We start from the raw sequence: 21,395 nt of genomic DNA, 5'->3' as shown, positions 1-21,395 counted from the left end.
GGCAATGGCAAAAAACCTCTGCGATCGTCGTATCTCACTCATAAAACAGACAGATGCGTCGACCGTCTATGTCGTTGACACTGATGGTCATGTCGTAGATTTCCCGCAGAACCTCCGGACGGATAATCTGTTCCGCCGGTCCCTGGCGGCAGATTCGGCCATCACGCATGGCGATGATGGTGTCGGAGTACCAGGAGGCGAAGTTGATGTCGTGCAGTACCAGAACCACGGTCTTCTTCAGCTCGTCGGCGGCGCGACGCATGATCTTCATCATGCTTGAGGCGTGTTTCATGTCGAGATTGTTGAGCGGCTCGTCCAGGAGCACATAGTCCGTGTCCTGACACAGAACCATTGCCACGAAGGCGCGCTGACGCTGGCCGCCGGAAAGCTCGTCGAGAAAGCGGCCGGAAAGGGTTTCGAGATGGAGATATTCCAGCGCCCGGTCGATATGGACCTTGTCCTCGATGGTGGGACGGCCCTTCGAATAGGGATAACGTCCAAAACCGACGAGATCGCGCACCGTCAGGCGTGACGAGATGTGGTTGTCTTGCCTGAGGATCGAGAGCCGTTTTGCCAGTGTGTCGGAAGGGGTCTTGGTCACATCCAGCCCGTCCACAGTCACGGTTCCCGCATCCATGGACATCAGCCGTGCCACGATGGAGAGCAGCGTGGATTTTCCCGCCCCGTTCGGCCCGATGATGGAGGTGACGCCGCCTGCCGGAATGGCGACGGAGACGCCATCGACAACAACCGTTTCGCCATAGGATTTGCTGATCTGACTGGCGATGATCATCGCGCACCCCGCTTGAGAATAAGACCGATAAAGACGATGCCGCCCAGAAATTCGATGATGATGGAAAGCGCCGTGTTGAAGGCGAAGATCCGCTCCAGCACCACCTGACCGCCAACAAGGCAGATGATGGCGATGAGGATTGCAGCCGGCAGCACATAGGCATGTTTGCCGTTGCCTGTGAGATAATGGGCCAGCGCCGCAACCAGGAGCCCGAAGAACATGACAGGGCCGACGAGTGCGGTGGAAACGGCAACGAGAACGGAGACCAGCACGAGGATGATCGTCACCGTTCGCTTGTAGTCCACGCCAAGGCTGATGGCCGTTGCGCGGCCGAGCGAAAGGACGTCGAGCGTGTGCAGGAGCCGCAACCCGATAATCGTCACCACGCCGACGATGATGGCTGATACCGCAAGAAGGGTGGGATCGATGGAATTGAAGCTGGCGAACAGCACATCCTGCAGCACCGCATACTCATTGGGGTCCAGTACGCGCTGCATGAAGCCCGAGAGGCTGCGGAAGAACACGCCGAAGACGATGCCGACCAGCACCAGAAGATGCAGGCTGCGTTCCGCGCCGACGAAAAGCCAGCGGTAGAGCAGGGCGGAGAAGGTGACGAGCAGCGCGGTTTCGGCAAGAAACTTCAGCTGCGGATCGATCATCACCACGGTTGCCGAGCCAAACACGAAGATCAGCGCCGTCTGCACCAGCACATAGAGCGAATCGAAACCCATCACCGAAGGGGTGAGAATGCGGTTGTTGGTGACCGTCTGGAACAATACCGTCGAAACGGCGATGGCATAGGCCACCAACAGCAGCGATAGAAGCTTGATGCCGCGAAACGGCAGGATGAAGCTCCAGCTGCCCTTTGCACCGAGCGTCATGAAGGCAGCCATGGAGATGAGCGCCAGTGCGAGAAGCATCAGCAGCACGAGTTTCGCGCGCCGGTCGGGATGTCTCTCATGCATGGTGGCGTTTCCGGAGCAGGAGATAGAGGAACAACGCGCTGCCGATGACGCCGACCACGGTTCCGATCGGTATCTCATAGGGCGCGCGCACCGTTCTGCCGATGATGTCGCAGGCAAGAACGAAGACCGCGCCAAGCGTCGCCACCCAGGGCACGGAACGGCGCATATTGTCGCCGATAATCAGGCTGACCACATTCGGCACGATCAGGCCAAGAAAGGGGATCATGCCCACCGTGACGACGACGACGGCACTGACCAGCGAGACGATGGTGAGGCCGAGCGCCATCACCCGGCGATAGTTCAGTCCGAGATTGGTGGTGAAGTCGCGCCCCATGCCTGCCACCGTGAAACGGTCGGCGGCGAGGTAGGCAGCGATGGCGAAAACGAAGCCGATCCACAGCAATTCATAGCGGCCACGCAGCACGCCGGAAAAATCCCCGGTCATCCACGCGCCGAGCGATTGCAGCAGATCGAAACGATAGGCGAAGAAAGTGGTGACGGCAGAAATGACGCCGCCCAGCATGATGCCGATCAGCGGCACCAGCAGCACATCGCGCAGTGGCACCTGCCGTAGAATACGCAGGAAAAGTGCGGTTCCGGCCAGCGCGAAAGCGGCCGCCACCAGCATCTTGCCGAAGATCGGCGTTTCCGGGGCAAGCAGGGTGACGGTGAGCAGGCCAAGGCCGGCGGATTCGGTGGTGCCAGCCGTCGAAGGCTCCACGAAGCGGTTGCGCACCAGCATCTGCATGATGAGACCGGCAATCGCCATCGAGCTTCCGGCCAGTATGAGCGCCAGCGTGCGCGGAATGCGGCTGACGAGGAGCACGCGCAGTGCATCCGCGCTCGTATCCGGCGCAAAAAGCGTCGCCAGCGAGACGTTGCTCACGCCGACGAACAGGCTGACGATGGCGAGTGTCAGCGCCAGAAGGAGGGCGAGGATGAGGGACAGGGATTTCACGTCAGTGGTTTTTCGAAAATGGTGATGGCTCGCTTCGACCTCGCAGATTGCCCGGAGGACTGAACCTCTCCTTCGTCATCCTCGGGAGAAGCCCGGGGATGACGTCGCGAAGGCAGTTTTTACGACTTCTTTTCGGACACGGCCTCGTAGACCTGATCAAGCAGGGTGGTGAGCGCCGTATAACCGCTGCTGACGATATAGGCTGCCTGCGGGTCGAGATAGACGATCTGCTTTTTCTTCCAGGCGTTGGTCTGGTGGATCAGTTCGTTGTCCAGCACCTGGGCGGCGGCCTTGCCTGGGTCCGTTGCGCGGCCGATGCCGGCATCGCGGTCGATCACGAACAGCCATTCGGGATTGACCTCGGCCAGATATTCGAAGGACACGACATCGCCCCGGTCGAAGCGGTCATCGATATCAGGAGCGACCGGCTTGAAGCCGATTTCCGTGTGCAGCCAGCCGGTGCGCGAGCTTGGGCCGTAAACACCGACCTTGCCGGCATTGGTGACGAGGATCATCGCCGTGCCGGAATTCGGCGCGATGGCCTTCAGCTTTGCGACCTTCTCGTCAATGGAGGCGTCGAGCTTCTTTGCTTCTTCCTGCTTGCCGAAGATATCGCCGAGCTTGGTGATATTGGCTTTGACGCTCGCGATGAATTCCTTGGAATCGATCGACATGTCGATGGCGGGCGTGATCTTCGCAACATCGGGATATTTCGCACGCGAACGGCCGCCGACGATGACGAGATCGGCTTCTGCCGCATTGATCGCCTCGTAATCGGGTTCGAACAGCGTGCCGACCTTCAGATATTTGCCATCGGCATATTTCTGGAGATAGGTCGGCAGGTTGGAACCGAGGACACCAGCTGGCTCGACGCCCATCGCATCGAGATTGTCGAGCGAGGGGATATCCAGAACCAGAACCTTTTTCGGCGCGGCTTTCAGAACGGTCTCGCCCTGCGCGTGCTTGATCGTCATTTCCTCAGCGCCTGCGGTCATCGCGCCAAGGCTGAAGGCCGCTGCTGCCAGCAGCCGAACGGGGAAGGTGAAGTTGATGGCCACGGATATGTCCCTTGCAATATGGTTCTTGACCCTGCGGAAGCGGCTCCCGCAGGCGTAACTTGATGTTCGCTGTCAGCTTTATTGGCAAGGTATGCGGAAATCAAAAATATGTTTTAGAATGGTTCTGAATTGCCGTGAGCGGGAAATGTGTGTGGTACCGGAAGCCAGACCCCGGAGCCACATCAGGGGCCGTATCTTTTTTCAATTCGGCGGCCAGTCGCCGACGATCTCGCGTCTTTCCAGTTTCAGCGACCGGTCAGGCTGGATGCGGTAGGTTTCAATCGCCAGCCGGCCGTCGCCCATGACGAATTCGTGGCTGAGCGTGCTGCCGATGGGTGACTTGGTCAATTTGGTGTGGGGTTGTCCGCCATAGGTGATGCTGCCCGGAATGGGTTGCACGTCGGGTGCCTCGGTGGCGCAGCCGGCAAGGCCCAGAACCAGCATGATCGCGATCTTGCGCATGTTTTTCTCCTGCGTTGGACAGGAATACTACCACGGCCGTGCCTGCGTCACACATCCCGTTGCCGTGAATAAAAAGGGCCCCGCATCCGGAAGGAGACGGGGCCAGTTGCCTTGGGAGGCTGTTTGTTATCAGTCCTCGTTGGCGGCAAGCTGCGTCAGCACCTCGCCGCGGCCGCGGATGCGCATGATGAGCGGGACGATGAAGGCGGCGGCTGCGACAAGGAACAGGCCGACGGCAATCGGTGAGGTGAGCAGCACGGTCGGGTCGCCCTGGCCGATGGCGAGTGCACGGCGAAGCTGCTGTTCGGCAAGCGGCCCGAGGATGAGGCCGACCACGGCAGGCGCGATCGGATAACCGAAGATGCGCATGATGTAACCAAGGATACCGAAGGCGAGCAGCATGCCGAGTTCGAACACGGACGGGTTGGCGCCGATGGTGCCGAGCGTCGCGAATAGCAGGATGCCGGCATAGAGCCAGGGTTTCGGGATGGTCAGCAGCTTCACCCACAGGCCGATGAGTGGCAGATTGAGCACCAGCAGCATCAGGTTGGCAATGAACAGGCTGGCGATAAGGCCCCAGACCAGCTGCGGATTGGTGGCAAACAGCAGCGGGCCAGGCTGAAGACCGAACTGCTGGAAACCGGCAAGCATGATGGCAGCGGTTGCCGTCGTCGGCAGGCCGAGCGTCAGGAGGGGCACGAGCGTACCGGCAGCGGAGGCATTGTTGGCGGCTTCCGGACCGGCAACCCCTTCGATGGCGCCATGGCCGAATTCTTCCGGATGTTTGCTGAGCCGCTTTTCGGTTGCATAGGAAAGGAAGGTGCCGATTTCAGCGCCACCGGCAGGCATGGCGCCAATCGGGAAACCGATCAATGTGCCGCGCAACCAGGGTTTCCAGGAACGCGCCCAGTCCTGCGCACTCATCCAGACCGAACCCTTGACCGCTTCGACCTTCTCGTCGCCACTCTGGCCCTGCGCAACGATGAACAGCGTCTCGCCGATGGCGAACATGGCCACCGCAAGCGTCGTCACTTCCACGCCGTCGAGAAGGTCGGGAATGCCGAAGCTCATGCGGGTCTGGCCGGTCAACTGGTCGATACCGACGATGGCGAGCGCGAAGCCGATGAACAGCGAGGTAAGGCCGCGCAGTGCCGAGTCTCCGAAAGCCGAGGAGACGGTGACAAAAGCGAGCACCATCAGCGCGAAATATTCGCGCGGGCCGAAAACCAGCGCCAGCTTGACGATATAGGGTGCAACAAAGGCGAGAGCGACTGTGGCGATGAGACCAGCGACGAAGGAGCCGATGGCGGCGGTGGCAAGTGCCGGGCCGCCGCGGCCCGCACGGGCCATCTTGTTGCCTTCGAGCGCAGTCACGATCGATGCGCTTTCGCCAGGCGTGTTGAGCAGGATCGAGGTGGTCGATCCGCCATACATGCCGCCATAATAGATGCCGGCGAACATGATGAGCGAACCGGCGGGATCAAGCCGGTATGTAACGGGCAGAAGCAGAGCGACCGTCAGCGCCGGCCCGATGCCGGGCAGAACGCCGACGGCAGTGCCGAGTGTCACGCCGATCAGCGCATAGAGCAGGTTCATGGGTTGGGCAGCAACCTCAAGACCGTGCAGCAGGAATTCAAACGTACTCATGGACAGATGTCCCCCAAGTCGAGCAGATGGGCGGGCGGAACGGCTGGCGTTTGCGTCATCGCGCGCCGGCGGTTTCCTGTGATCTCGAATTTTGGTCGGAATGGCTGTTAGAACAACAGCCGTTCCAGAGGCCCGGCAGGCAGAGAAAGCTGCAGCAGCCGCGCAAAGATGATCCAGATGACGAAGCTCAGAGCGATGCCGATGGGGATCGAATACCAGAGCTTGCGTTTGCCGAAGGCGCGCGCCGTAAACGCAAACAGGAGACCGGTGGCGATGGAGAAACCGGCGACGTTCAGCAACAGCATCTGCGCGGCAAGGCCGGCGACGACCCATATGACCGGGGCGACTTCCTGTTTGTCCCGTTCAGGAAAATCACCGCGCCAGGCTTCGATGGCCGTCCAGAGCGCAAGGCCGACAAGACAGAAGGCGATGGCGTAGGGGACCGTTGCCGGACCGACCGGCGAGTAGCCGGTGACGCTGGCGAGACGCGCACTGTCCCAGAAGATCACGCAGGCGATAAGGACGAGGGCTACGGCGATCGCCAGCGCCGCCCAGTCAGGGCGGCGCTCTTGATGTTGTGAAGGGTTGGAACCCTGGCTCATTTTACCAGTCCGATTTCTTTGAGGATGGCGGCAGTGGCGTCGGTGTCCTTGGCAAGCTGCGCCTTGAACTCGTCACCGGAAAGATAAGTATCCATCCAGCTCTTGGTCTTCAGCGTTTCCTGCCACTTTGCGGATTTCGCCAGCTTCTCGATATCGGCGCTGACGGCCTTTTCCTGTTCCGGCGTCAGGCCGGGAGGAGCAGCGACCATGCGCCAGTTCTGCACGACGACGTCGAGGCCGCTTTCCTTGAGCGTCGGCGCGTCAACGCCTTCCAGCTTCTCTTCGCTGGAAACGGCCAGCAGGCGCAACGTGCCCGCCTTGACCTGGCTTTCGAATTCGCCGTAGCTCGAAATGCCGGCAGTGACCTGCGAGCCGAGGATCGAGGCAAGCGCTTCGCCGCCGCCGGAATAGGCGATGTAGTTGATCTTGGTCGGATCGACGCCGGCCGCCTTGGCGATCAGGCCAACAGCGATATGATCGGTGCCGCCGGCCGAGCCGCCGCCCCAGGACACGCTGCCCGGATCTTTTTTGAGCTGGTCGACGAGGTCGCCGATGGTTTTCAGCGGCGAGGATGCCGGAACGACGATTGCTTCATATTCACCGGTCAGGCGGGCGATTGGCGTCACTTCCTTGAGGGTGACGGGCGCCTTGTTGGTGAGGATCGCGCCGACCATCACGTAACCGCCGACGATGAGGGCGTTCGGGTTGCCCTTCTGCTGGCTGGCGAACTGTGCAAGACCGATGGTGCCGCCGGCACCTGGCACGTTCTGCACCTGAACGCTCTTGGAAATGCCTTCTTCCTGCAGCACGGTCTGCAGGGAACGAGCGGTCTGGTCCCAGCCGCCGCCGGGATTGGCCGGCGCGATGATGGTGTAGTCCGCTGCGACCGCCGGAAGCGCGATCACGCCTGCCAGAAATGTGCCGATAAGAAAATGTTTCACTTAGAAAACCCTCCTCAGGATGCCCTTTTTGGGCGTCGTTTTTCGTTTATGCGGAAGGGAGTTTCAGGCCGTGCTTATACTGACGCTGCCAGGGCAGCGCGGAGCTCTACGGTCCTCAAGATTTCCTCCCGCATCTTCTTCCGCCTCCACGGAATGAAGAAGGATTGCAGAGCATCATAAAAAGCTGTCATCTAACTGACGCACCGCAAGTCCTTGCGCATTTACTCTCTATTAATTTGTGCTTGCCGTCTACTATTGCGAGCGTAGCGCCTCGTTCCAACGCTCGATCAGGCGGCTGCGCTTGACCTGATCCAGATAGACCATCAGGCCCGGGCTGACGGGCACGGGGCGCAATTGTGCGCCGTGGATCGCCTGCATGGTGTTGGCGGTGTTTTCGCCCGCCACGTCAGGGCTGACGGCGGGGATCTGCAATTGCCGGGCCATGATCGTCTGGCCCTCCTTGGACATGAAGAATTCGAGATAGCGGCGGCCGAGCGCCGGATTGGCGGCGGCTTCCGGCACCAGCCCGATGCGCGACATGACCACGGTATAGTCCTTGGGCAGCACGATGCCGACATCGGGATGGCGCGAGGCCCAGTCGGCCGCGTAGGAACCGAGAATATTGTAGCCCAGCACGAAGCGCCCGTCGGAGACACGCTCCAGAATGGCGGATGACGTGGAATAGACCTTCACGCCGGCCGCGCCCATGGCCTTGATGACGCTCCATATATCGCCGAACTGCTCCTGATCGCGCGACATGAACAGGAAGCCGACGCCGGAGCGCTCAATGTCGTAGGTAGCGATGCGGCCATGCACTTCCTTGGCGTGGCGCTCAAGATAATCGACGAATTCGGCACGGGTGGCGGGCGGCTTTTCGGTGGTGAAGCTCGGCTTGTGATACACGAACACCGCCGGCTCGAAGGTCAGCGCATAGGCGGTGTTGCGCCAGTTGGCCCAGGTGGGCCAGCGCGCGCTCATGGCAAGGTCGGAGCGCTGGGCGTAACCGTCATTGCTCAACTTCACCTGCAAATCCATGGCGGATGAAAAGGCGAAATCGGCGGTCTTTTTGCCCGCATCGGTTTCTTTCACGATGCGATCATAGATTTCGCCGGTCAGCATGTCCTCGTAATGGACGGCGATATCGGGGTTGGCCTTCTGGAAACCCTCGATCATCGGCGTGGCCAGCGGTTCGTCCAGCGAGGAATAAACCACCAGCGTTTCCGCATCCGCCTTGCCTGATGGTGCAGGGAAAACGGCGACTTGTGCAAGCGCCGGTGAGGCCATGCAAAGACAGAGACAGAGAAAAACGGCGATACGCATGGAAAAGATCATGCCGCACGCGCTTGCCATTCACAAGCGCCAAGGGCTTGGATAAGCTCGGCAATGTTGCGGGAGGAAGAATTGCGTATTTTGCTGGTCGAGGACAATCAGGTGCTGTCGGAAGGGCTGTGTGCGCTTCTGCGCGGCAGCGGTTATGCGGTGGATGTCGTTTCAGACGGCGCTTCCGCCGACGCGGCGATTGCGGCGGAAAATTTCGATCTCGTCATTCTCGATCTCAACCTGCCGGAAATGGACGGCATCGAGGTGCTGCGCTCCATGCGCTCGCGCCAGGACAAGGCGGCGGTGCTGATCCTGACGGCGCGTGGCACGCCGGAGGAGAAGGTCAAGGGGCTCGATCTCGGCGCCGACGACTACATGATCAAGCCCTTCGACATCACCGAATTTGAGGCGAGGGTGCGGGTGCTGCTGCGTCGCAATGCCGGCCTGCGCTCTTCTACGCTCGGCTTCGGCAAAGTCCTGTTCGACCTCACATCCCGCACCTTTTCAGCCGATGGGCGCCCGCTCGATATTCCGGCGCGTGAAGTGGCGCTGCTCGAGGTGCTGTTCATGCGGGCGGGCAAGGTGGTTGCCAAGGAGGCGATCGTGCAATCGCTGACCGGTTTCGACGACGAGATATCAGGCAACGCCATCGAGCAATATGTCAGCCGGCTGCGCAGGCGGCTTGCGCCCCACGGGCTGACGGTGAAGACGGCGCGTGGCATCGGCTATTATCTGGAAAAGCTGCCGGAGATGGCTGAATGAGACAGGCCGCCTATTCGCTCAGGCGGCGTCTTTTAGGCTGGCTTCTCATCTCCACCGCCATCATCGGCTGCGTTGCGCTCACTGATACCTGGCGCGAGGCGGTCAATACGGCCAATGTCGTCTCCGACCGGGTGCTGTCAGGTTCCGCGCTTGCGATTGCCGAGCGGGTGGTGGTGGCCGAAGACGGCTCGCTGGAGGTCGATATTCCCTATGTCGCGCTGGAAATGCTGACATCGGCGGCGCAGGACCGGGTGTTTTACCGTGTCGACGGGCCAAACGGGCAATTTCTCACCGGTTACCAGAACCTGCCGACGGTGGAGAATCCGGCCGGAGAAACGCCTGCCTATCGCGATGCAGTGTTTCGTGACGAGCCGATCCGCATCGCCGCGATCCGCCGTTTTGCCTCCACCGGCATCAATTCCGTGCCCTTTTCCGTGACGGTGGCTGAAACGACGATCGCCCGCAGCCAGCTTGCGCAGGCCATCATCCTGCGCTCGGCCTTGCGCCTGCTGTTCATGATCGTGGGCGCGGCGATCATTGTCTGGATCGCGGTGACGATTTCGCTCCGGCCGCTTTACCGGCTCAGCGAAGCGATTGCCGAGCGCAGCCCCAACGACCTGCATCCAATCCGGCAATCCGTGCCGGTGGAGGTGGAAAATCTGGTGGAAACGGTCAATTCCTTCATGGTGCGGCTGCAATCGGCGCTCGATGCGCTCAGGCATTTCACCGGTAATGCCAGCCATCAATTGCGCACGCCGCTTGCCATCATCAGCACCCAGCTTGCGCTTTCCGCCCGCGCCGCAAGTCTCGAAGACGCGCAGGCGGCGGCGCGCAAGGGCGGCGCTTCGGTGGCCCATGCCGAACACATCCTCGCCCAACTGCTGCGCATGGCCAATATCGATGCAGCGGGTTCGAGCGAAAAACATGATTTTTCCGCGATAGACTTGGTGGCCGTCGCGCAGAACGTGACCGCCGATTTCGTGCCACGCGCGGCGGACGCCGGCATCGATCTCGGTTTCGAAGGCGAGGGCGAAGCGACAATTCTCGCCGAGCCGCTCCTTATCGGTGAACTGATCGGCAATCTCGTTTCCAATGCCATCAACTACGCGGGGCGTGGTGCGGAAGTCACCGTGCGCGTCGGCAGGCAAGCGGGCGCCGTCTGGCTGGAAGTTGAAGATAACGGCCCCGGCATACCCACGGAAAAACGCGCCATCGTGCGCCAGCGCTTCGCCCGCGGCGAAGCCAACGCCGCCCCCGGCGCCGGCCTCGGCCTTGCGATCATCGAGGAGATCGCCGGGCTGTTCGGCGGGCGACTGACGCTGGAGGACGGCGCGGGAGGGCGGGGCTTAAGGGCCCGGGTAAAGTTTTCCTGAGGCGGCACTGCTGCGCCGTCCCCTTGGATGAGACTCGCGGTCCTATTCGTTCATCTTATCGATAATCTGCATCATGATGTCAGCGCAGGCCTTCATCGGCTCGTCATCGGCACATTTGACGTCGATTTTGCGCTCGCCGTCTTCAATCCTGAAATGCGCTGCCTTGGAGGGCGGGGGTGGCATTCTCCTGCCATGCGGGCCGTCCCGCCAGCCTGCTTCCCTCGGACCACCAGGGCCGGGCGGAGGAGGTGGCGGCGGCGCATCCACCCTTGAACCAGCGTCCGCTGGTCCCGGCGGTGGTGGCGGCTGCTGGGCGAAGCTGGACCCCGCCGCGATGAGAAACGCGGCGCCGGCAATGACGAGTTTTTTCATGTGAGAGACCTCGCTGTTGGGCTACAGTGAAGAAACGGTCACATGGGATGCTCGGTTGCCGGTCGGTAAAAATAATTCCGCGTTGTTGTCGTGGCGTATTAGCCCATCCGTTCCGAAGCGTAGCTGCCCGGGCTTGGCGGGAAGACTACGGTGCGGTTGCCGTTGATGAAGGTGCGGTGGTGGATGTGGGCATGGATGGCGCGTGCCAGTACCTGGCTTTCCACATCACGGCCAAGAGAGACATAGTCTTCGGCAGATTGGGCATGGGTAACGCGCACCGTGTCCTGCTCGATGATCGGGCCTTCGTCCAGATCGGCGGTGACGTAATGGGCTGTCGCGCCGATCAGCTTTACACCTCGGTCATAGGCCTGCTTGTAGGGGTTGGCGCCCTTGAAGGATGGCAGGAAGGAGTGGTGGATGTTGATGATCCGGCCCGACATCTTGCGGCACATGTTATCGGACAGCACCTGCATGTAACGCGCCAGCACCACCAGTTCGGTGCCGCTGGTCTCGATCAGGTCCATCAGCTGCGCTTCGGCCTGCGGCTTGTTTTCCTTCGTTACCTTGATGTGGTGGAAGGGAATGTCGTGGTTGACCACCACTTTCTGATATTCGAAATGGTTGGAGACGACGCCGACGATATCGATCGGCAGCGCGCCGATCTTCCAGCGGTAGAGCAGATCGTTGAGGCAATGGCCGAAGCGGGACACCATCAGAAGTGTTTTCATGCGCTGGCCGTCGCTATAGATGCGGGCTTCCATACCAAATTTTTCCGCCACCGGCTGAAAGCCCTCGGTGATGGCCTGCATCGTCGCGCCCTCTTCGGAAATGAAGGAAACGCGCATGAAGAACTTGCCGGTCTCGAGGTCGTCAAACTGCGAACTGTCGACGATGTTGCAGCCCTTTTCCGCCAGATAACCGGAAATCGCGGCGACGATGCCGCGGGTCGATTTGCAGGCTACTGTCAGAACATAGGTTGTCATTCGTTTTCCCTCAAAGACTTTGCACCGGCGAGAACCGGCGCAGTTGGCGCGTTCCATAGCGCAGCTCTGTGGCGGAGCAAAGCGCCAAGACGAGTGCAGCAAAGTCATAAGACGGGAAAAGGGGCCGCGCCGTGCCGGAAGCGACATGGAATGTTCCACGGCCAGCACGGCGGCGGCAGGCGTTGCCGCCTGCCGTTACCACTCTCAGGCGCGGCGCAGGCGCATGGCCGGGCGGCCGCGGCCGTCGATCAACTCCAGCGTGCCGCGGCGCGGTTCGAGCCGGAAGGAGTGGGCACCTTCCAGCGCTTCGATGAACTGCCTTTCCTGGCGCATGATGTCAGGAGCGCAGGCCATCTGGGTGGAAATCATCCGGCCGAAATCGACGCGGTTGCGGCTTATCTTCACCTCGCCGCCGATGCCGTTGCAGCCGGCATTGCCGGAAACGCGGCCCTCGCGGGAAATTTCCAGCGTTGCCTCGCGGCGGCCGCGAACCCTTTCGCCACGGATTTCCTGCACCAGCCAGCGCCCCTCAATGCCAGCCTGCGGCTCCGGCCTGCCTGGAGCCGCCGCCACCCGTTCCAGAACGAGATCGGTGTCGTCACGCCCACCGGCCAGAACCGAGTAACGGCGCGTGGTGGTGAAGAGCAGCCGGTCGCCCTCGCGGATTTCGGCGCTGAGCGCATAGGAGCGGCGGCCACGGATGTCGCGGTCGTCATAACGCAAAACGAAGGGTACCGGCACCTGCCCACGCGGGCGTATGGTTGTTTCGGCGATCGTCTGCGAAGGCGCGTCCGCCAGCGAGACATCGATCAGGCGCACCGTAACAGTCGCGCCCGGCGGCAGGGCGATCCGCTCCCGATAGGAAACGCTGCCGCGCAGGCTTGCGGGTGCGGCAGCCGCACCGCCCGCTGCAAAAAGCGGTGCAAGCGCGAGGAGCCCTGCGAAATTCCGGCGCGAAAGAAGTGGCTGGCGGTCGTTCATGGTGCTTGCTCCGTGCTGCTGATCGAATTTCAGCGGATGATAAAAAACGGCACTGAACGGGCGATGAACCGGTGAATGTTTCCTCACGAGTGGGGCTGAGCCATCGCGGATTGATGAGGAAGGAGGGAGGCCACCACCAGCAGCCTCCCATTCACTTAGCCACGGAAACTGTCCCGCAGCGCTTCGAACTTCGCCAGCTGATCGCCACGCAGTTCCTTGTTTTCGTCGCGACGGACGAAAATCTTGAACATGGCGCCGCCGGCGGCATTCATGAACCAGACGGAACAGGAGCGTCGGCCGTGAAAGCCGCGATCGACGAAGGTGATGCCGGTGCAATTGTCCTTCTTGATGTGGCCGCCGATGGGGCTGTCCCCGTGGATGTTGAACCAGCCGTGGCTTTCGCTGCCCTCTGGCAGGTCACCCGGCACTTCCAGCACGATATCGCCGGTCTGGACGATCATCAGGACTTCGCCCCAGCCGCGCATCTCGTTCCAGATCGCGTCGAACTGATCGGAACCAGCCGAAACGGCCGCACCTTGCGGCAGGATCGCCAGAATTTCGGCTGATGTCACCTCTGCCTTGGCGGCAATGGCTTCCACGATGCCGTCAGGCTTTTCGGCAAGTGCTGCGGCAGCGCGGGCCTGCCGGTCATCGGTCTTTTGTGCTGCAATGCTCATAGGCGAGCCTCAGGCGGCAATCGAACGGCGTTCGCCATTCTTGTCTTCGTGGATGATGACGTCAAAACCTTCGAAATGCGGGCCGGAAAGATATTCGACCTTGCCACGGTTCTCACCGGCCTTGGCATGGGCGGCACGGAACTGTTCGGACTTGGTCCAGCTCAGGAAATCGTCCTTGGTGGCCCAGACGGTGTGCGAGGCATAGAGCGTATGGTCATCCGCCTTCGGGCCTTTCAGCATGTGAAATTCGATATAGCCCGGCAGCTCGCTCAGGTGCGATTTACGCTCGCGCCAGATGGATTCAAAGGTATCCTCATAGCCCGGTACGACGCGAAAACGGTTCATTGCGATAAACATGGAAGTCTCCCTTTAAGTTTACAGTTGCAGTCAGGATATCCAGCCGAAGCGTGGATGGAAAGAGGCTGACGATAAAGCGAACAATTTTACTCCACTTATCGATTGCGCCTTCTATAAACATGTGCAAATAACTCAAGTTAAATAAGATGGGCAATCCCGTATCCGCCCGTGCCAGCTTGTGTTTCAGGATAGCGTCATGTTGAATTTAAGCCTTCGCTCGTTCGTTTTCGCCGCCCTCGTGCCCGCCGTCATCGCCGTTGCCGCGCCCGGAGCTAGAGCTTCGGACAAGGGCAATCCGGAGGCGAAACGCATCGTTGCAGTCGGCGGTACGGTAACGGAAATCCTTTATGCGCTTGGCGCGAGCGACCGCATCGTTGCGCGTGACAGCACCAGCAGCTATCCGGCGGACGTGCTGTCCAAGCCCGATATCGGCTATATGCGGGCGCTCTCGTCGGAGGGCATTCTGTCGCAGAAGCCCGATCTCATCCTGTCTGAAGATGGGTCCGGCCCGGCGGATGTCGTTGCCATCCTCAAGGCCAGTGCGGTGCCTTTCGTCACCGTCGATACCCCGCCGAGCGGCGACGCCATCCCCAGGAAGATCGAAGATGTCGGTGCGGCAGTTGGTCTTGCCGACAAGGCAAAGGCGTTGGCCGCGGAAACCAAAGCCGGGCTTGATGTGCTCGCCAAGGACGTCTCAGCCGTGCCGGAAAAGAACAGGAAGCGTGTGCTCTTCGTGCTCTCCAGCGCCGGCGGTCGCATCATGGCGGCGGGCAAGGGCACCGAAGCGGCGGCGATCATCGAAATGGCCGGCGGCATCAATGCCGCGCAGGAAATCAGCGGGTACAAGCCGTTGACAGATGAGGCGGTCATCGCCTCCGCGCCCGATGTGGTGCTGACCATGGCGCGCGGCGACCATGCTGGCAAGGCGGATGAGATTTTCGCGCTGCCCGCGTTCCAGTCCACGCCGGCTGCTGCTGAGAAGGCGCTGATCAGCATGGACGGGCTTTACCTCATCGGTTTTGGCCCGCGCACGCCCGCCGCCGGTCGTGAACTGGCGCACAAGCTCTACCCTGATGTGGTGAAGCCGTGAGCCTTGCTGCCTTGAGTTCCACGGAGGGCAGGGTTGCCGGTGACAGATCCCGTCAGGGGGTCATTACCCTTGCCGCGCTCGTTGGCATCCTGCTGTTTGCCTGTGGCGTGTCGCTCGTCAGCGGGCCCACGGGTGTGGGCATTTCCGAACTCTGGGCCTATCTGACTGGCAGTGCGGATCAACTCGATGCGCGTGATAAAGTCATTCTCGAGGCGGTGCGACTGCCGCGCACGGCGCTCGGCATGTTGATCGGTGCTGGGCTTGGCGTCTCGGGCGCCATGATGCAGGGTCTTTTCCGCAATCCGCTGGCCGATCCCGGCATTGTCGGTGTCACCTCGGGTGCAGCACTTTTTGCGGTTGCGGCAATCTCTCTTGGGGAAGGTGCGCTTGCAACCGTCGCCGTATTTTTCGGCCCGCATTTTCTGCCGCTGATGGCGTTTTTCGGCGGGCTTTTGAATACCTGGCTGCTTTACGTCATTGCCACAAGGGATGGCGCCACCTCCACGACAACGCTTATTCTGGCCGGTATTGCGGTTGCGGCGATCAGCGGTGCGCTGACCGGCCTGATGATTTTTGTGGCCGATGACCGGGCGCTCCGCGACATCACCTTCTGGTCTCTCGGTTCGCTTGGTGGGGCCACCCCTGCCAAGGTTCTCGCCACCTTGCCCTTCATCATCGTCGTGCTTGCCATCATTCCCTTTGTCGCAAGGGGGCTGGATGCGCTGATCCTTGGCGATGCGGCGGCCTTTCACATGGGCATTCCCGTGCAGCGGCTGAAGCGAGTCGTCATTCTGGCCGTTGCCGCTGCCTGCGGGGCAAGCGTGGCGGCTGCCGGCTCCATCGGTTTTGTCGGTATCGTCGTGCCGCATCTGCTGCGGCTTGCCATTGGCCCATCGCACCGCTTCCTGCTGCCGGCCTCTGCACTTGGCGGGGCCGCACTTCTGCTTCTCGCCGACAGTTTTGCCCGCACGGTTGCGGCACCGGCGGAACTGCCCATCGGTGTGGTCACCGCGCTGATCGGCGCGCCGGTCTTCCTGTTCCTGCTGCTTGGCCGCGGCGGATTTTCCATGCGGAACATGTCATGATCCAGGCCGAAAACCTCACCCTCATCCGCTCCGGCCGCCGTCTGCTCGACGAGGTCTGCGTCGATCTGAAGCCCGGCAAGGTCAATGTCATTATCGGTCCGAACGGCGCCGGCAAATCGACGCTGATGAAAGTTCTGTCCGGCGAGATGCGTGCCGAGGCCGGTTCAGTGACCTATAATGATGTTGCCCTGCCGTTGTTTACGCCGGTTCAGCTTGCGCGCATCCGCGCCGTTCTGCCGCAGCATACCCAGCTTGCCTTTCCTTTCACCGCGCTCGAAATCGTGCGCATGGGCGCTGTCGCGCAAGGGTCGCGCGCGCCGGAAGAGCAGGCCCGCCGGGCGCTCGCCAGGGCCGGGCTTCGCGGGTTCGAGCAGCGCTCCTACAACATGCTGTCTGGCGGCGAGCAGCAGCGCGTGCAATTTGCCCGCGCTCTCGCCCAGGTGCCGCATCCCGTGGAAAACGGCGAGGTGCGGGCTCTCTTTCTCGACGAGCCGACGGCCAGTCTCGATATCGGCCACCAGATCGCGGTGCTGGAAACGGCGCGGGATTTCGCTATTGGCGGCGGTCTCGTGCTTGCCATCCTGCACGATCTCAACCTTGCGGCAGAATTTGCCGATCAACTTATCGTCATGCATGGCGGTCGGGTAACGGCGAGCGGTCCATCGCTGGACACGATCAGCGACGAGACGATTGCAAGGGTCTATGGCATTGGCGGCGTCGTCGGACGTCTGCCGGCTCGGCATATTCCTTATGTGCTGCCGCAGTCGAGGCATCGCTAGAGCATTTCCAGGAAAAGTGGAACCCGGTTTTCCGTCAGGAAATGCGACAAGGCTCTAAAGGTGATGTCGCCTCAGCTTTCCGGCCGGGTGACGATGAAGAGTGCAGAGCCGAGCATGACGGCGGCAACGATTGCCGCGCGCAGAGCCGGCGGGTCGCTGAGGAACCAGAAGGCGGCATAACTCGCACACATGGCCGACAGGGCCGCAATCTTTGCCTTGCGGGCAATTGCGCCGCGTTCGCGCCATTGCCGAAGCGACGGGCCGAATCGGGGGTGGGTCAGAAGCCACGCCTCGAGTTTCGGTGAGGAGCGGGAAAAGCACCAGAGCGCCAGCAGCAGAAATGGCGTGGTGGGCAAAACGGGAAGAAACGCGCCGACGATGCCGGTCGCGACCATAAGCCAGCCAAGACAGAGGTACAGAAGGCGCATGGATATGCCGGTATCATGAGTTCTCTACTCAGGATAGAGCGGCGGGGCGAAATGTGAGGGCCATTTTGACCGGAAAGCCCGCGTGTCCAGGTCATGCGCCAACTGTTTCGCCATCACATTTGCCGTGATCGGGCGGTTTCCCCTGCTCCTTAATCCGTCTTTAGGGTTGAAAGCACGGCACTCTGTCTTTATCCCCTTGGTCCGCAATGTCCGGAGCACAACCGGACGACGACGAGATAAGAAGCAGAAGGAAAACACCATGGCCAAGCTGATCCACTCGATGGTCCGGGTGCTGGAAGAAAAGCGTTCGGTGGAGTTTTACAAGCAGGCTTTCGGGCTTGAGATTGCGGAACGTGCCGAGTTCGAAAATTTCACGCTGATCTATCTCAGCAATGCCGAAGGCGATTTCGAGCTGGAGCTGACTGTCAACCGGGGTCGCGAAGTGCCCTATGCGCTGGGTGACGGCTACGGCCATCTCGCGGTCAGCGTTGCCGATGTGGATGCCGAACATCAGCGTTTCATCGAGCTTGGCCTGTCTCCGGGCAAGATCATCGAAGCCGACCATAAAGGTCAGCCTTTCGCGAAATATTTCTTCATTTGCGATCCGGATGGCTACAAGATCGAAGTGCTGCAGCGCGGCAACCGGTTCAAGTAACAAAGAGGCACATCATGGCAGAGGCAGGCGTCAAACTCGAAGACAACTGGAAACGTGTTCTTTCCACCGAATTCGCCAGCCCCTACATGCAGAAGCTCAAAGATTTCCTGCTTGCCGAAAAAACTGCTGGCAAGCACATCTTTCCCAAGGGTGCCGAATATTTCCGGGCGCTGGATCTGACCCCGCTCGACAGGGTCAAGGTCGTCATTCTGGGGCAGGACCCCTATCATGGGGTTGGCCAGGCACATGGGCTTTGCTTTTCGGTGCAGCCCGGTGTGCGCATTCCGCCCTCGCTCGTCAATATCTACAAGGAACTGCAGAGCGATCTGGGCATCCGCCCCGTCAGTCACGGTTTTCTGGAAAGCTGGGCGAAACAGGGTGTGCTTTTGCTCAACAGCGTGCTGACGGTGGAAGAATCGCGCGCTGCCTCGCATCAGGGGCAGGGCTGGGAAAAGTTCACCGATGCCGTCATCCGCGCCGTCAATGACGAATGCGAGCATGTGGTGTTCCTGCTCTGGGGTTCCTATGCCCAGAAGAAGGCGGCTTTCGTGGACCAGAAAAAACACCTCGTGCTGCGCTCGCCGCACCCTTCGCCGCTTTCGGCCCATAACGGCTTTTTCGGCAATGGCCATTTTTCCAAGGCAAACGCCTTCCTGGTATCCCATGGCCGCGAGCCTATCGACTGGCAATTGCCGGAAACTGCTTAAGCAACCTTCCAGCCTCCTCCGTCATGCCGGCTCAAGACGGGCATGACGGGGAGTGCAGCAAACATCTTTACAGCGCAGTCGGGTCCGGTTTAAGAATACTCGACTACAAAGTGAAGGATTTGTGCCCGTGTCTCTCCTGTCTGCAGAAACCTCTGTCTCGCTGCCCGATCCCGCATCGATCGTCGATGCTTTCGAGGATCATTTTTCGGAGCATATGGAGATGGAGCGGGAAGGGACGACGGTGCGTTTCAAGGCGGAATATGGCCATGGCAGCTTCAGCGCCGAAGGTGGCCGGTTCGCCGCCCGGGTAAGCTGCGTTTCGGAACATATATTGACGTCGGTCAAGGCCATGGTGGCTGAGCATATCGTTGAGTTTTCCGGCAAGACGGGACTCGATTTCCGTTGGAGCGGACACGGCGCCTATCAGCGCGAGCTACCCAATCTCTTCGTCGGCAAGGTTGCCCGCGCCTATAATCTGACGCCGCATATGCGCCGTCTCGTGGTGTCCGTCGAAAGCGGTATTGAAAGGCTTGTCACCGGCGGCATGCATGTTCGCCTGCTGCTCGTTCCCGATCAGGCGCGCGCTGCGGTCTGGCCTTATCTCGCGCCCACCGGCGCGATCGTCTGGCCGGCGGGCGACGATCTTCTGACGCGGCGCGTCTATACCATCCGCTCCGGCGATGTCGGCCGCGGTGAGGTGGATATCGATTTCGTCATGCATGAGGGCGATGACATGCCGGGCGCAAATTTCGGTGCGACGGCAAAGCCGGGCGACGTTCTCGGCATCATCGGTCCGAGCGGCACTTGCCCGGAAGCGGAGCGTTACGTCTTTGCCGGCGACGAGACCGCGCTGCCGGTGATGCTGCGCATGGCGGCGGAAATGCCTGTTGGCAAGACGCTCAGCGTCTATGCCGAGATCGACAACGAGGCGGAACGGCAGGAGATCGTCTGCGCAGCCAATGTCGAATGGACATGGCTTTATCGGCGCGGCAAGCCCGCCGGCACATCGGGCCTTATCGAACAGGCGTTGCGCGGCCATGCCTGGACGGGCGAGCATGACGGCCTGCATGTTTTCGTCGCCTGCGAGAAGTCCGAGGCGAGGGCGGCGAAATCCTTCCTCACTGATGAGATCGCCTTCCCCAAGGCATCGCTGCGCGCCGTCGGTTACTGGAGCATGGGCCTCGCCGACGATCATTGAGGCATGCCTCTATCGACTGGGTTGAACAGTCGGTTTTATCGTTCACCAATCGGGAACAATCCGTTCCTGTTGCCGGTCTATGCCCGCAGCACTTCTTACCCCATCTTCACGCCATGAACACGGCTGGCCCGATTGACGGGCCGCCAGGGCGAAAAGGGGTTTTTCATGTTGAACCAGATCAAGGGCCTGCACCACGTCACCTCCATGGCCGGTAGTGCGCGCCAGAACAACGGCTTTTTCACCGATACGCTCGGCCTGCGCCGGGTGAAGAAGACGGTCAATTTCGATGCGCCGGATGTCTACCATCTCTATTATGGCGATGAGCTCGGCACGCCCGGCTCCGTCATGACTTACTTCCCGTTCCCGCATATTGCCCGTGGTCGTCCCGGCACCGGCGAAGTGGGCACAACGCTGTTTTCCGTCCCGGAAGGCTCGCTCGGCTACTGGCAGGATCGTCTTTCCAAGGCGGGCGTGGACGGTCTGAAGGCTGACGAGGCATTCGGCAATAAGCGCCTGCATTTTGCAGGTCCCGATGGTGATGGTTTTGCGCTGGTCGAGGTCAAGGATGATGCCCGTGCGCAGTGGACCGGCAATGGGGTCAGTGCGGATCAGGCGATCCACGGTTTTCAGGGCGCGTCCTTGCGCCTTCATGACGAAGGGGCAACCGCCGAGCTTTTGAAGTTCATGGGGTATGAGGAAGTGGACCGCCAGGATGGCGTGCTGCGTCTCGGCATGCCCGGCGGCAACGGTGCTGATGTCATCGACATCGAAACCATGCCGAACATCTCCGGCGCGCGCCTTGGCGCGGGTTCGGTGCACCACATCGCCTTTGCGGTCGAAAACCGCGAAAAGCAGCTCGAAGTCCGCAAGGCGCTGATGGATACGGGCTATCAGGTGACCCCGGTGATCGACCGCGATTATTTCTGGGCGATCTATTTCCGCACGCCCGGCGGCGTGTTGTTCGAAGTGGCCACAAACGAGCCAGGTTTCGACCGCGACGAGGATACGGCGCATCTCGGCGAGGCGCTGAAGCTGCCGACCCAGCACGCGCATCTGCGCGCCCAGCTGGAAAAGCAGCTGGAGCCGCTGGGTGACGAGAAGGCGGTTTAACCCTATCGGACCTGGCCATCCTTTGGCGAAACGTTAGCCACTCTTTTCTTCTCCCCGTCCGGGGAGAAGACGACACGCTGAAACCTCTCGCT

At 60.9% G+C, this 21,395-nt stretch carries 24 protein-coding genes; 9 read left to right on the top strand and 15 right to left on the bottom strand.

All coding sequences use genetic code 11. The features are described 5' to 3' along the window. Positions 1-34: 34 nt before the first annotated feature. From AC5SEO_RS12360 to AC5SEO_RS12320, 9 genes are all read right to left on the bottom strand, one after another. Positions 35-793, bottom strand: coding sequence for an iron ABC transporter ATP-binding protein (locus AC5SEO_RS12360; RefSeq protein WP_025594380.1), 759 nt, complete (start codon positions 791-793; stop codon positions 35-37). Next, a complete protein-coding gene (locus AC5SEO_RS12355; RefSeq protein WP_003514044.1) occupies positions 790-1,758 on the bottom strand; it encodes an iron chelate uptake ABC transporter family permease subunit in 969 nt (322 codons plus the stop codon). The genes AC5SEO_RS12360 and AC5SEO_RS12355 overlap by 4 nt, the downstream gene beginning before the upstream one ends. Then, positions 1,751-2,716: an ABC transporter permease gene (locus AC5SEO_RS12350; protein ID WP_038492099.1), complete on the bottom strand. Its 966-nt coding sequence runs from the start codon at positions 2,714-2,716 to the stop codon at positions 1,751-1,753. The genes AC5SEO_RS12355 and AC5SEO_RS12350 overlap by 8 nt, the downstream gene beginning before the upstream one ends. Positions 2,717-2,835: 119 nt before the next feature. After that, positions 2,836-3,774: a siderophore ABC transporter substrate-binding protein gene (locus tag AC5SEO_RS12345; protein ID WP_013636756.1), complete on the bottom strand. Its 939-nt coding sequence runs from the start codon at positions 3,772-3,774 to the stop codon at positions 2,836-2,838. 201 nt (positions 3,775-3,975) lie between these two features. After that, positions 3,976-4,236 carry a hypothetical protein gene (locus AC5SEO_RS12340; protein WP_174068597.1) on the bottom strand — a complete coding sequence of 87 codons (261 nt, stop codon included), beginning with the start codon at positions 4,234-4,236 and terminating at the stop codon, positions 3,976-3,978. 129 nt (positions 4,237-4,365) lie between these two features. After that, positions 4,366-5,883: a tripartite tricarboxylate transporter permease gene (locus AC5SEO_RS12335; RefSeq protein WP_003514036.1), complete on the bottom strand. Its 1,518-nt coding sequence runs from the start codon at positions 5,881-5,883 to the stop codon at positions 4,366-4,368. 107 nt (positions 5,884-5,990) lie between these two features. Next, on the bottom strand, positions 5,991-6,485 hold the full coding sequence (locus tag AC5SEO_RS12330; protein ID WP_013636754.1) for a tripartite tricarboxylate transporter TctB family protein: 495 nt from the start codon (positions 6,483-6,485) through the stop codon (positions 5,991-5,993). Next, on the bottom strand, positions 6,482-7,426 hold the full coding sequence (locus AC5SEO_RS12325) for a Bug family tripartite tricarboxylate transporter substrate binding protein (RefSeq protein WP_003514032.1): 945 nt from the start codon (positions 7,424-7,426) through the stop codon (positions 6,482-6,484). The genes AC5SEO_RS12330 and AC5SEO_RS12325 overlap by 4 nt, the downstream gene beginning before the upstream one ends. A 252-nt stretch (positions 7,427-7,678) precedes the next feature. After that, positions 7,679-8,758, bottom strand: a complete 1,080-nt coding sequence (locus AC5SEO_RS12320) for an ABC transporter substrate-binding protein (RefSeq protein WP_019565081.1) — start codon at positions 8,756-8,758, stop codon at positions 7,679-7,681. A 69-nt stretch (positions 8,759-8,827) separates the two neighbouring features. On the opposite strand from AC5SEO_RS12320, the gene AC5SEO_RS12315 reads away from it, so the two are divergent. After that, positions 8,828-9,508 carry a response regulator gene (locus tag AC5SEO_RS12315; RefSeq protein WP_174068596.1) on the top strand — a complete coding sequence of 227 codons (681 nt, stop codon included), beginning with the start codon at positions 8,828-8,830 and terminating at the stop codon, positions 9,506-9,508. Next, positions 9,505-10,881 carry a sensor histidine kinase gene (locus AC5SEO_RS12310; RefSeq protein ID WP_013636752.1) on the top strand — a complete coding sequence of 459 codons (1,377 nt, stop codon included), beginning with the start codon at positions 9,505-9,507 and terminating at the stop codon, positions 10,879-10,881. Before AC5SEO_RS12315 ends, AC5SEO_RS12310 begins: the two co-directional genes overlap by 4 nt. A gap of 42 nt (positions 10,882-10,923) precedes the next feature. On the opposite strand, the gene AC5SEO_RS12305 is transcribed toward AC5SEO_RS12310, so the two are convergent. The 5 genes from AC5SEO_RS12305 to hmuQ all read right to left on the bottom strand — a co-directional run bounded on the left by AC5SEO_RS12305 (position 10,924) and on the right by hmuQ (position 14,251). Then, positions 10,924-11,253, bottom strand: a complete 330-nt coding sequence (locus tag AC5SEO_RS12305) for a hypothetical protein (RefSeq protein WP_013636751.1) — start codon at positions 11,251-11,253, stop codon at positions 10,924-10,926. 98 nt (positions 11,254-11,351) lie between these two features. After that, on the bottom strand, positions 11,352-12,236 hold the full coding sequence (gene purU, locus AC5SEO_RS12300) for a formyltetrahydrofolate deformylase (RefSeq protein ID WP_003514019.1): 885 nt from the start codon (positions 12,234-12,236) through the stop codon (positions 11,352-11,354). Between the two features lie 204 nt (positions 12,237-12,440). Next, entirely contained in the window at positions 12,441-13,217 is a 777-nt protein-coding gene (locus AC5SEO_RS12295; RefSeq protein ID WP_112675667.1) for a YbaY family lipoprotein, read from the bottom strand. A gap of 155 nt (positions 13,218-13,372) precedes the next feature. Beyond that, positions 13,373-13,894: a heme utilization cystosolic carrier protein HutX gene (hutX, locus tag AC5SEO_RS12290; protein WP_013636749.1), complete on the bottom strand. Its 522-nt coding sequence runs from the start codon at positions 13,892-13,894 to the stop codon at positions 13,373-13,375. 9 nt (positions 13,895-13,903) lie between these two features. Next, positions 13,904-14,251, bottom strand: coding sequence for a heme-degrading protein HmuQ (gene hmuQ, locus AC5SEO_RS12285; protein ID WP_003514016.1), 348 nt, complete (start codon positions 14,249-14,251; stop codon positions 13,904-13,906). Between the two features lie 196 nt (positions 14,252-14,447). On the opposite strand from hmuQ, the gene AC5SEO_RS12280 reads away from it, so the two are divergent. From AC5SEO_RS12280 to AC5SEO_RS12270, 3 genes are read left to right on the top strand one after another with little or no spacing between them, the layout of a single operon-like run. Beyond that, entirely contained in the window at positions 14,448-15,341 is an 894-nt protein-coding gene (locus AC5SEO_RS12280; protein WP_003514008.1) for a heme/hemin ABC transporter substrate-binding protein, read from the top strand. Next, positions 15,338-16,426 (top strand): FecCD family ABC transporter permease, encoded by a 1,089-nt coding sequence (locus AC5SEO_RS12275; RefSeq protein ID WP_013636748.1) that lies wholly within the window; start codon positions 15,338-15,340, stop codon positions 16,424-16,426. The genes AC5SEO_RS12280 and AC5SEO_RS12275 overlap by 4 nt, the downstream gene beginning before the upstream one ends. Then, positions 16,423-17,205 (top strand): heme ABC transporter ATP-binding protein, encoded by a 783-nt coding sequence (locus AC5SEO_RS12270; RefSeq protein WP_065662145.1) that lies wholly within the window; start codon positions 16,423-16,425, stop codon positions 17,203-17,205. The genes AC5SEO_RS12275 and AC5SEO_RS12270 overlap by 4 nt, the downstream gene beginning before the upstream one ends. A gap of 71 nt (positions 17,206-17,276) precedes the next feature. On the opposite strand, the gene AC5SEO_RS12265 is transcribed toward AC5SEO_RS12270, so the two are convergent. Continuing rightward, a complete protein-coding gene (locus AC5SEO_RS12265) occupies positions 17,277-17,633 on the bottom strand; it encodes a YbaN family protein (RefSeq protein ID WP_003514002.1) in 357 nt (118 codons plus the stop codon). 259 nt (positions 17,634-17,892) lie between these two features. Between AC5SEO_RS12265 and AC5SEO_RS12260 the strand changes: the two genes are divergently transcribed. The 4 genes from AC5SEO_RS12260 (at position 17,893) to AC5SEO_RS12245 (ending at position 21,303) form a co-directional block, all read left to right on the top strand. After that, a complete protein-coding gene (locus AC5SEO_RS12260) occupies positions 17,893-18,288 on the top strand; it encodes a VOC family protein (RefSeq protein ID WP_003514001.1) in 396 nt (131 codons plus the stop codon). A 14-nt stretch (positions 18,289-18,302) separates the two neighbouring features. Beyond that, positions 18,303-18,995, top strand: coding sequence for a uracil-DNA glycosylase (ung, locus tag AC5SEO_RS12255; RefSeq protein ID WP_495363882.1), 693 nt, complete (start codon positions 18,303-18,305; stop codon positions 18,993-18,995). Positions 18,996-19,116: 121 nt separating this feature from the next. Next, positions 19,117-20,193 carry a siderophore-interacting protein gene (locus AC5SEO_RS12250; protein WP_065662147.1) on the top strand — a complete coding sequence of 359 codons (1,077 nt, stop codon included), beginning with the start codon at positions 19,117-19,119 and terminating at the stop codon, positions 20,191-20,193. Positions 20,194-20,358: 165 nt separating this feature from the next. Continuing rightward, positions 20,359-21,303 (top strand): VOC family protein, encoded by a 945-nt coding sequence (locus AC5SEO_RS12245; protein WP_065687539.1) that lies wholly within the window; start codon positions 20,359-20,361, stop codon positions 21,301-21,303. Positions 21,304-21,395 lie beyond the last annotated feature (92 nt).

It is taken from the genome of Agrobacterium sp. K11 (assembly GCF_059429395.1).
Note: the sequence above shows the minus strand (reverse complement) of the source record. Positions and strands in the feature narration are given on the sequence as shown.

What these genes read in the sequence shown, in the direction of transcription:
- AC5SEO_RS12280 (WP_003514008.1), top strand. Translation starts at nt 14,448, where the DNA reads ATGTTGAATTTAAGCCTTCGCTCGTTCGTTTTCGCCGCCCTCGTGCCC.
- AC5SEO_RS12355 (WP_003514044.1), bottom strand. Translation starts at nt 1,758, where the DNA reads ATGCATGAGAGACATCCCGACCGGCGCGCGAAACTCGTGCTGCTGATG.
- AC5SEO_RS12245 (WP_065687539.1), top strand. Translation starts at nt 20,359, where the DNA reads ATGTTGAACCAGATCAAGGGCCTGCACCACGTCACCTCCATGGCCGGT.
- AC5SEO_RS12270 (WP_065662145.1), top strand. Translation starts at nt 16,423, where the DNA reads ATGATCCAGGCCGAAAACCTCACCCTCATCCGCTCCGGCCGCCGTCTG.
- AC5SEO_RS12260 (WP_003514001.1), top strand. Translation starts at nt 17,893, where the DNA reads ATGGCCAAGCTGATCCACTCGATGGTCCGGGTGCTGGAAGAAAAGCGT.
- AC5SEO_RS12305 (WP_013636751.1), bottom strand. Translation starts at nt 11,253, where the DNA reads ATGAAAAAACTCGTCATTGCCGGCGCCGCGTTTCTCATCGCGGCGGGG.
- AC5SEO_RS12330 (WP_013636754.1), bottom strand. Translation starts at nt 6,485, where the DNA reads ATGAGCCAGGGTTCCAACCCTTCACAACATCAAGAGCGCCGCCCTGAC.
- AC5SEO_RS12320 (WP_019565081.1), bottom strand. Translation starts at nt 8,758, where the DNA reads ATGATCTTTTCCATGCGTATCGCCGTTTTTCTCTGTCTCTGTCTTTGC.
- AC5SEO_RS12340 (WP_174068597.1), bottom strand. Translation starts at nt 4,236, where the DNA reads ATGCGCAAGATCGCGATCATGCTGGTTCTGGGCCTTGCCGGCTGCGCC.
- AC5SEO_RS12265 (WP_003514002.1), bottom strand. Translation starts at nt 17,633, where the DNA reads ATGCGCCTTCTGTACCTCTGTCTTGGCTGGCTTATGGTCGCGACCGGC.
- purU (WP_003514019.1), bottom strand. Translation starts at nt 12,236, where the DNA reads ATGACAACCTATGTTCTGACAGTAGCCTGCAAATCGACCCGCGGCATC.
- AC5SEO_RS12335 (WP_003514036.1), bottom strand. Translation starts at nt 5,883, where the DNA reads ATGAGTACGTTTGAATTCCTGCTGCACGGTCTTGAGGTTGCTGCCCAA.
- AC5SEO_RS12360 (WP_025594380.1), bottom strand. Translation starts at nt 793, where the DNA reads ATGATCATCGCCAGTCAGATCAGCAAATCCTATGGCGAAACGGTTGTT.
- AC5SEO_RS12295 (WP_112675667.1), bottom strand. Translation starts at nt 13,217, where the DNA reads ATGAACGACCGCCAGCCACTTCTTTCGCGCCGGAATTTCGCAGGGCTC.
- ung (WP_495363882.1), top strand. Translation starts at nt 18,303, where the DNA reads ATGGCAGAGGCAGGCGTCAAACTCGAAGACAACTGGAAACGTGTTCTT.
- hmuQ (WP_003514016.1), bottom strand. Translation starts at nt 14,251, where the DNA reads ATGTTTATCGCAATGAACCGTTTTCGCGTCGTACCGGGCTATGAGGAT.
- AC5SEO_RS12310 (WP_013636752.1), top strand. Translation starts at nt 9,505, where the DNA reads ATGAGACAGGCCGCCTATTCGCTCAGGCGGCGTCTTTTAGGCTGGCTT.
- hutX (WP_013636749.1), bottom strand. Translation starts at nt 13,894, where the DNA reads ATGAGCATTGCAGCACAAAAGACCGATGACCGGCAGGCCCGCGCTGCC.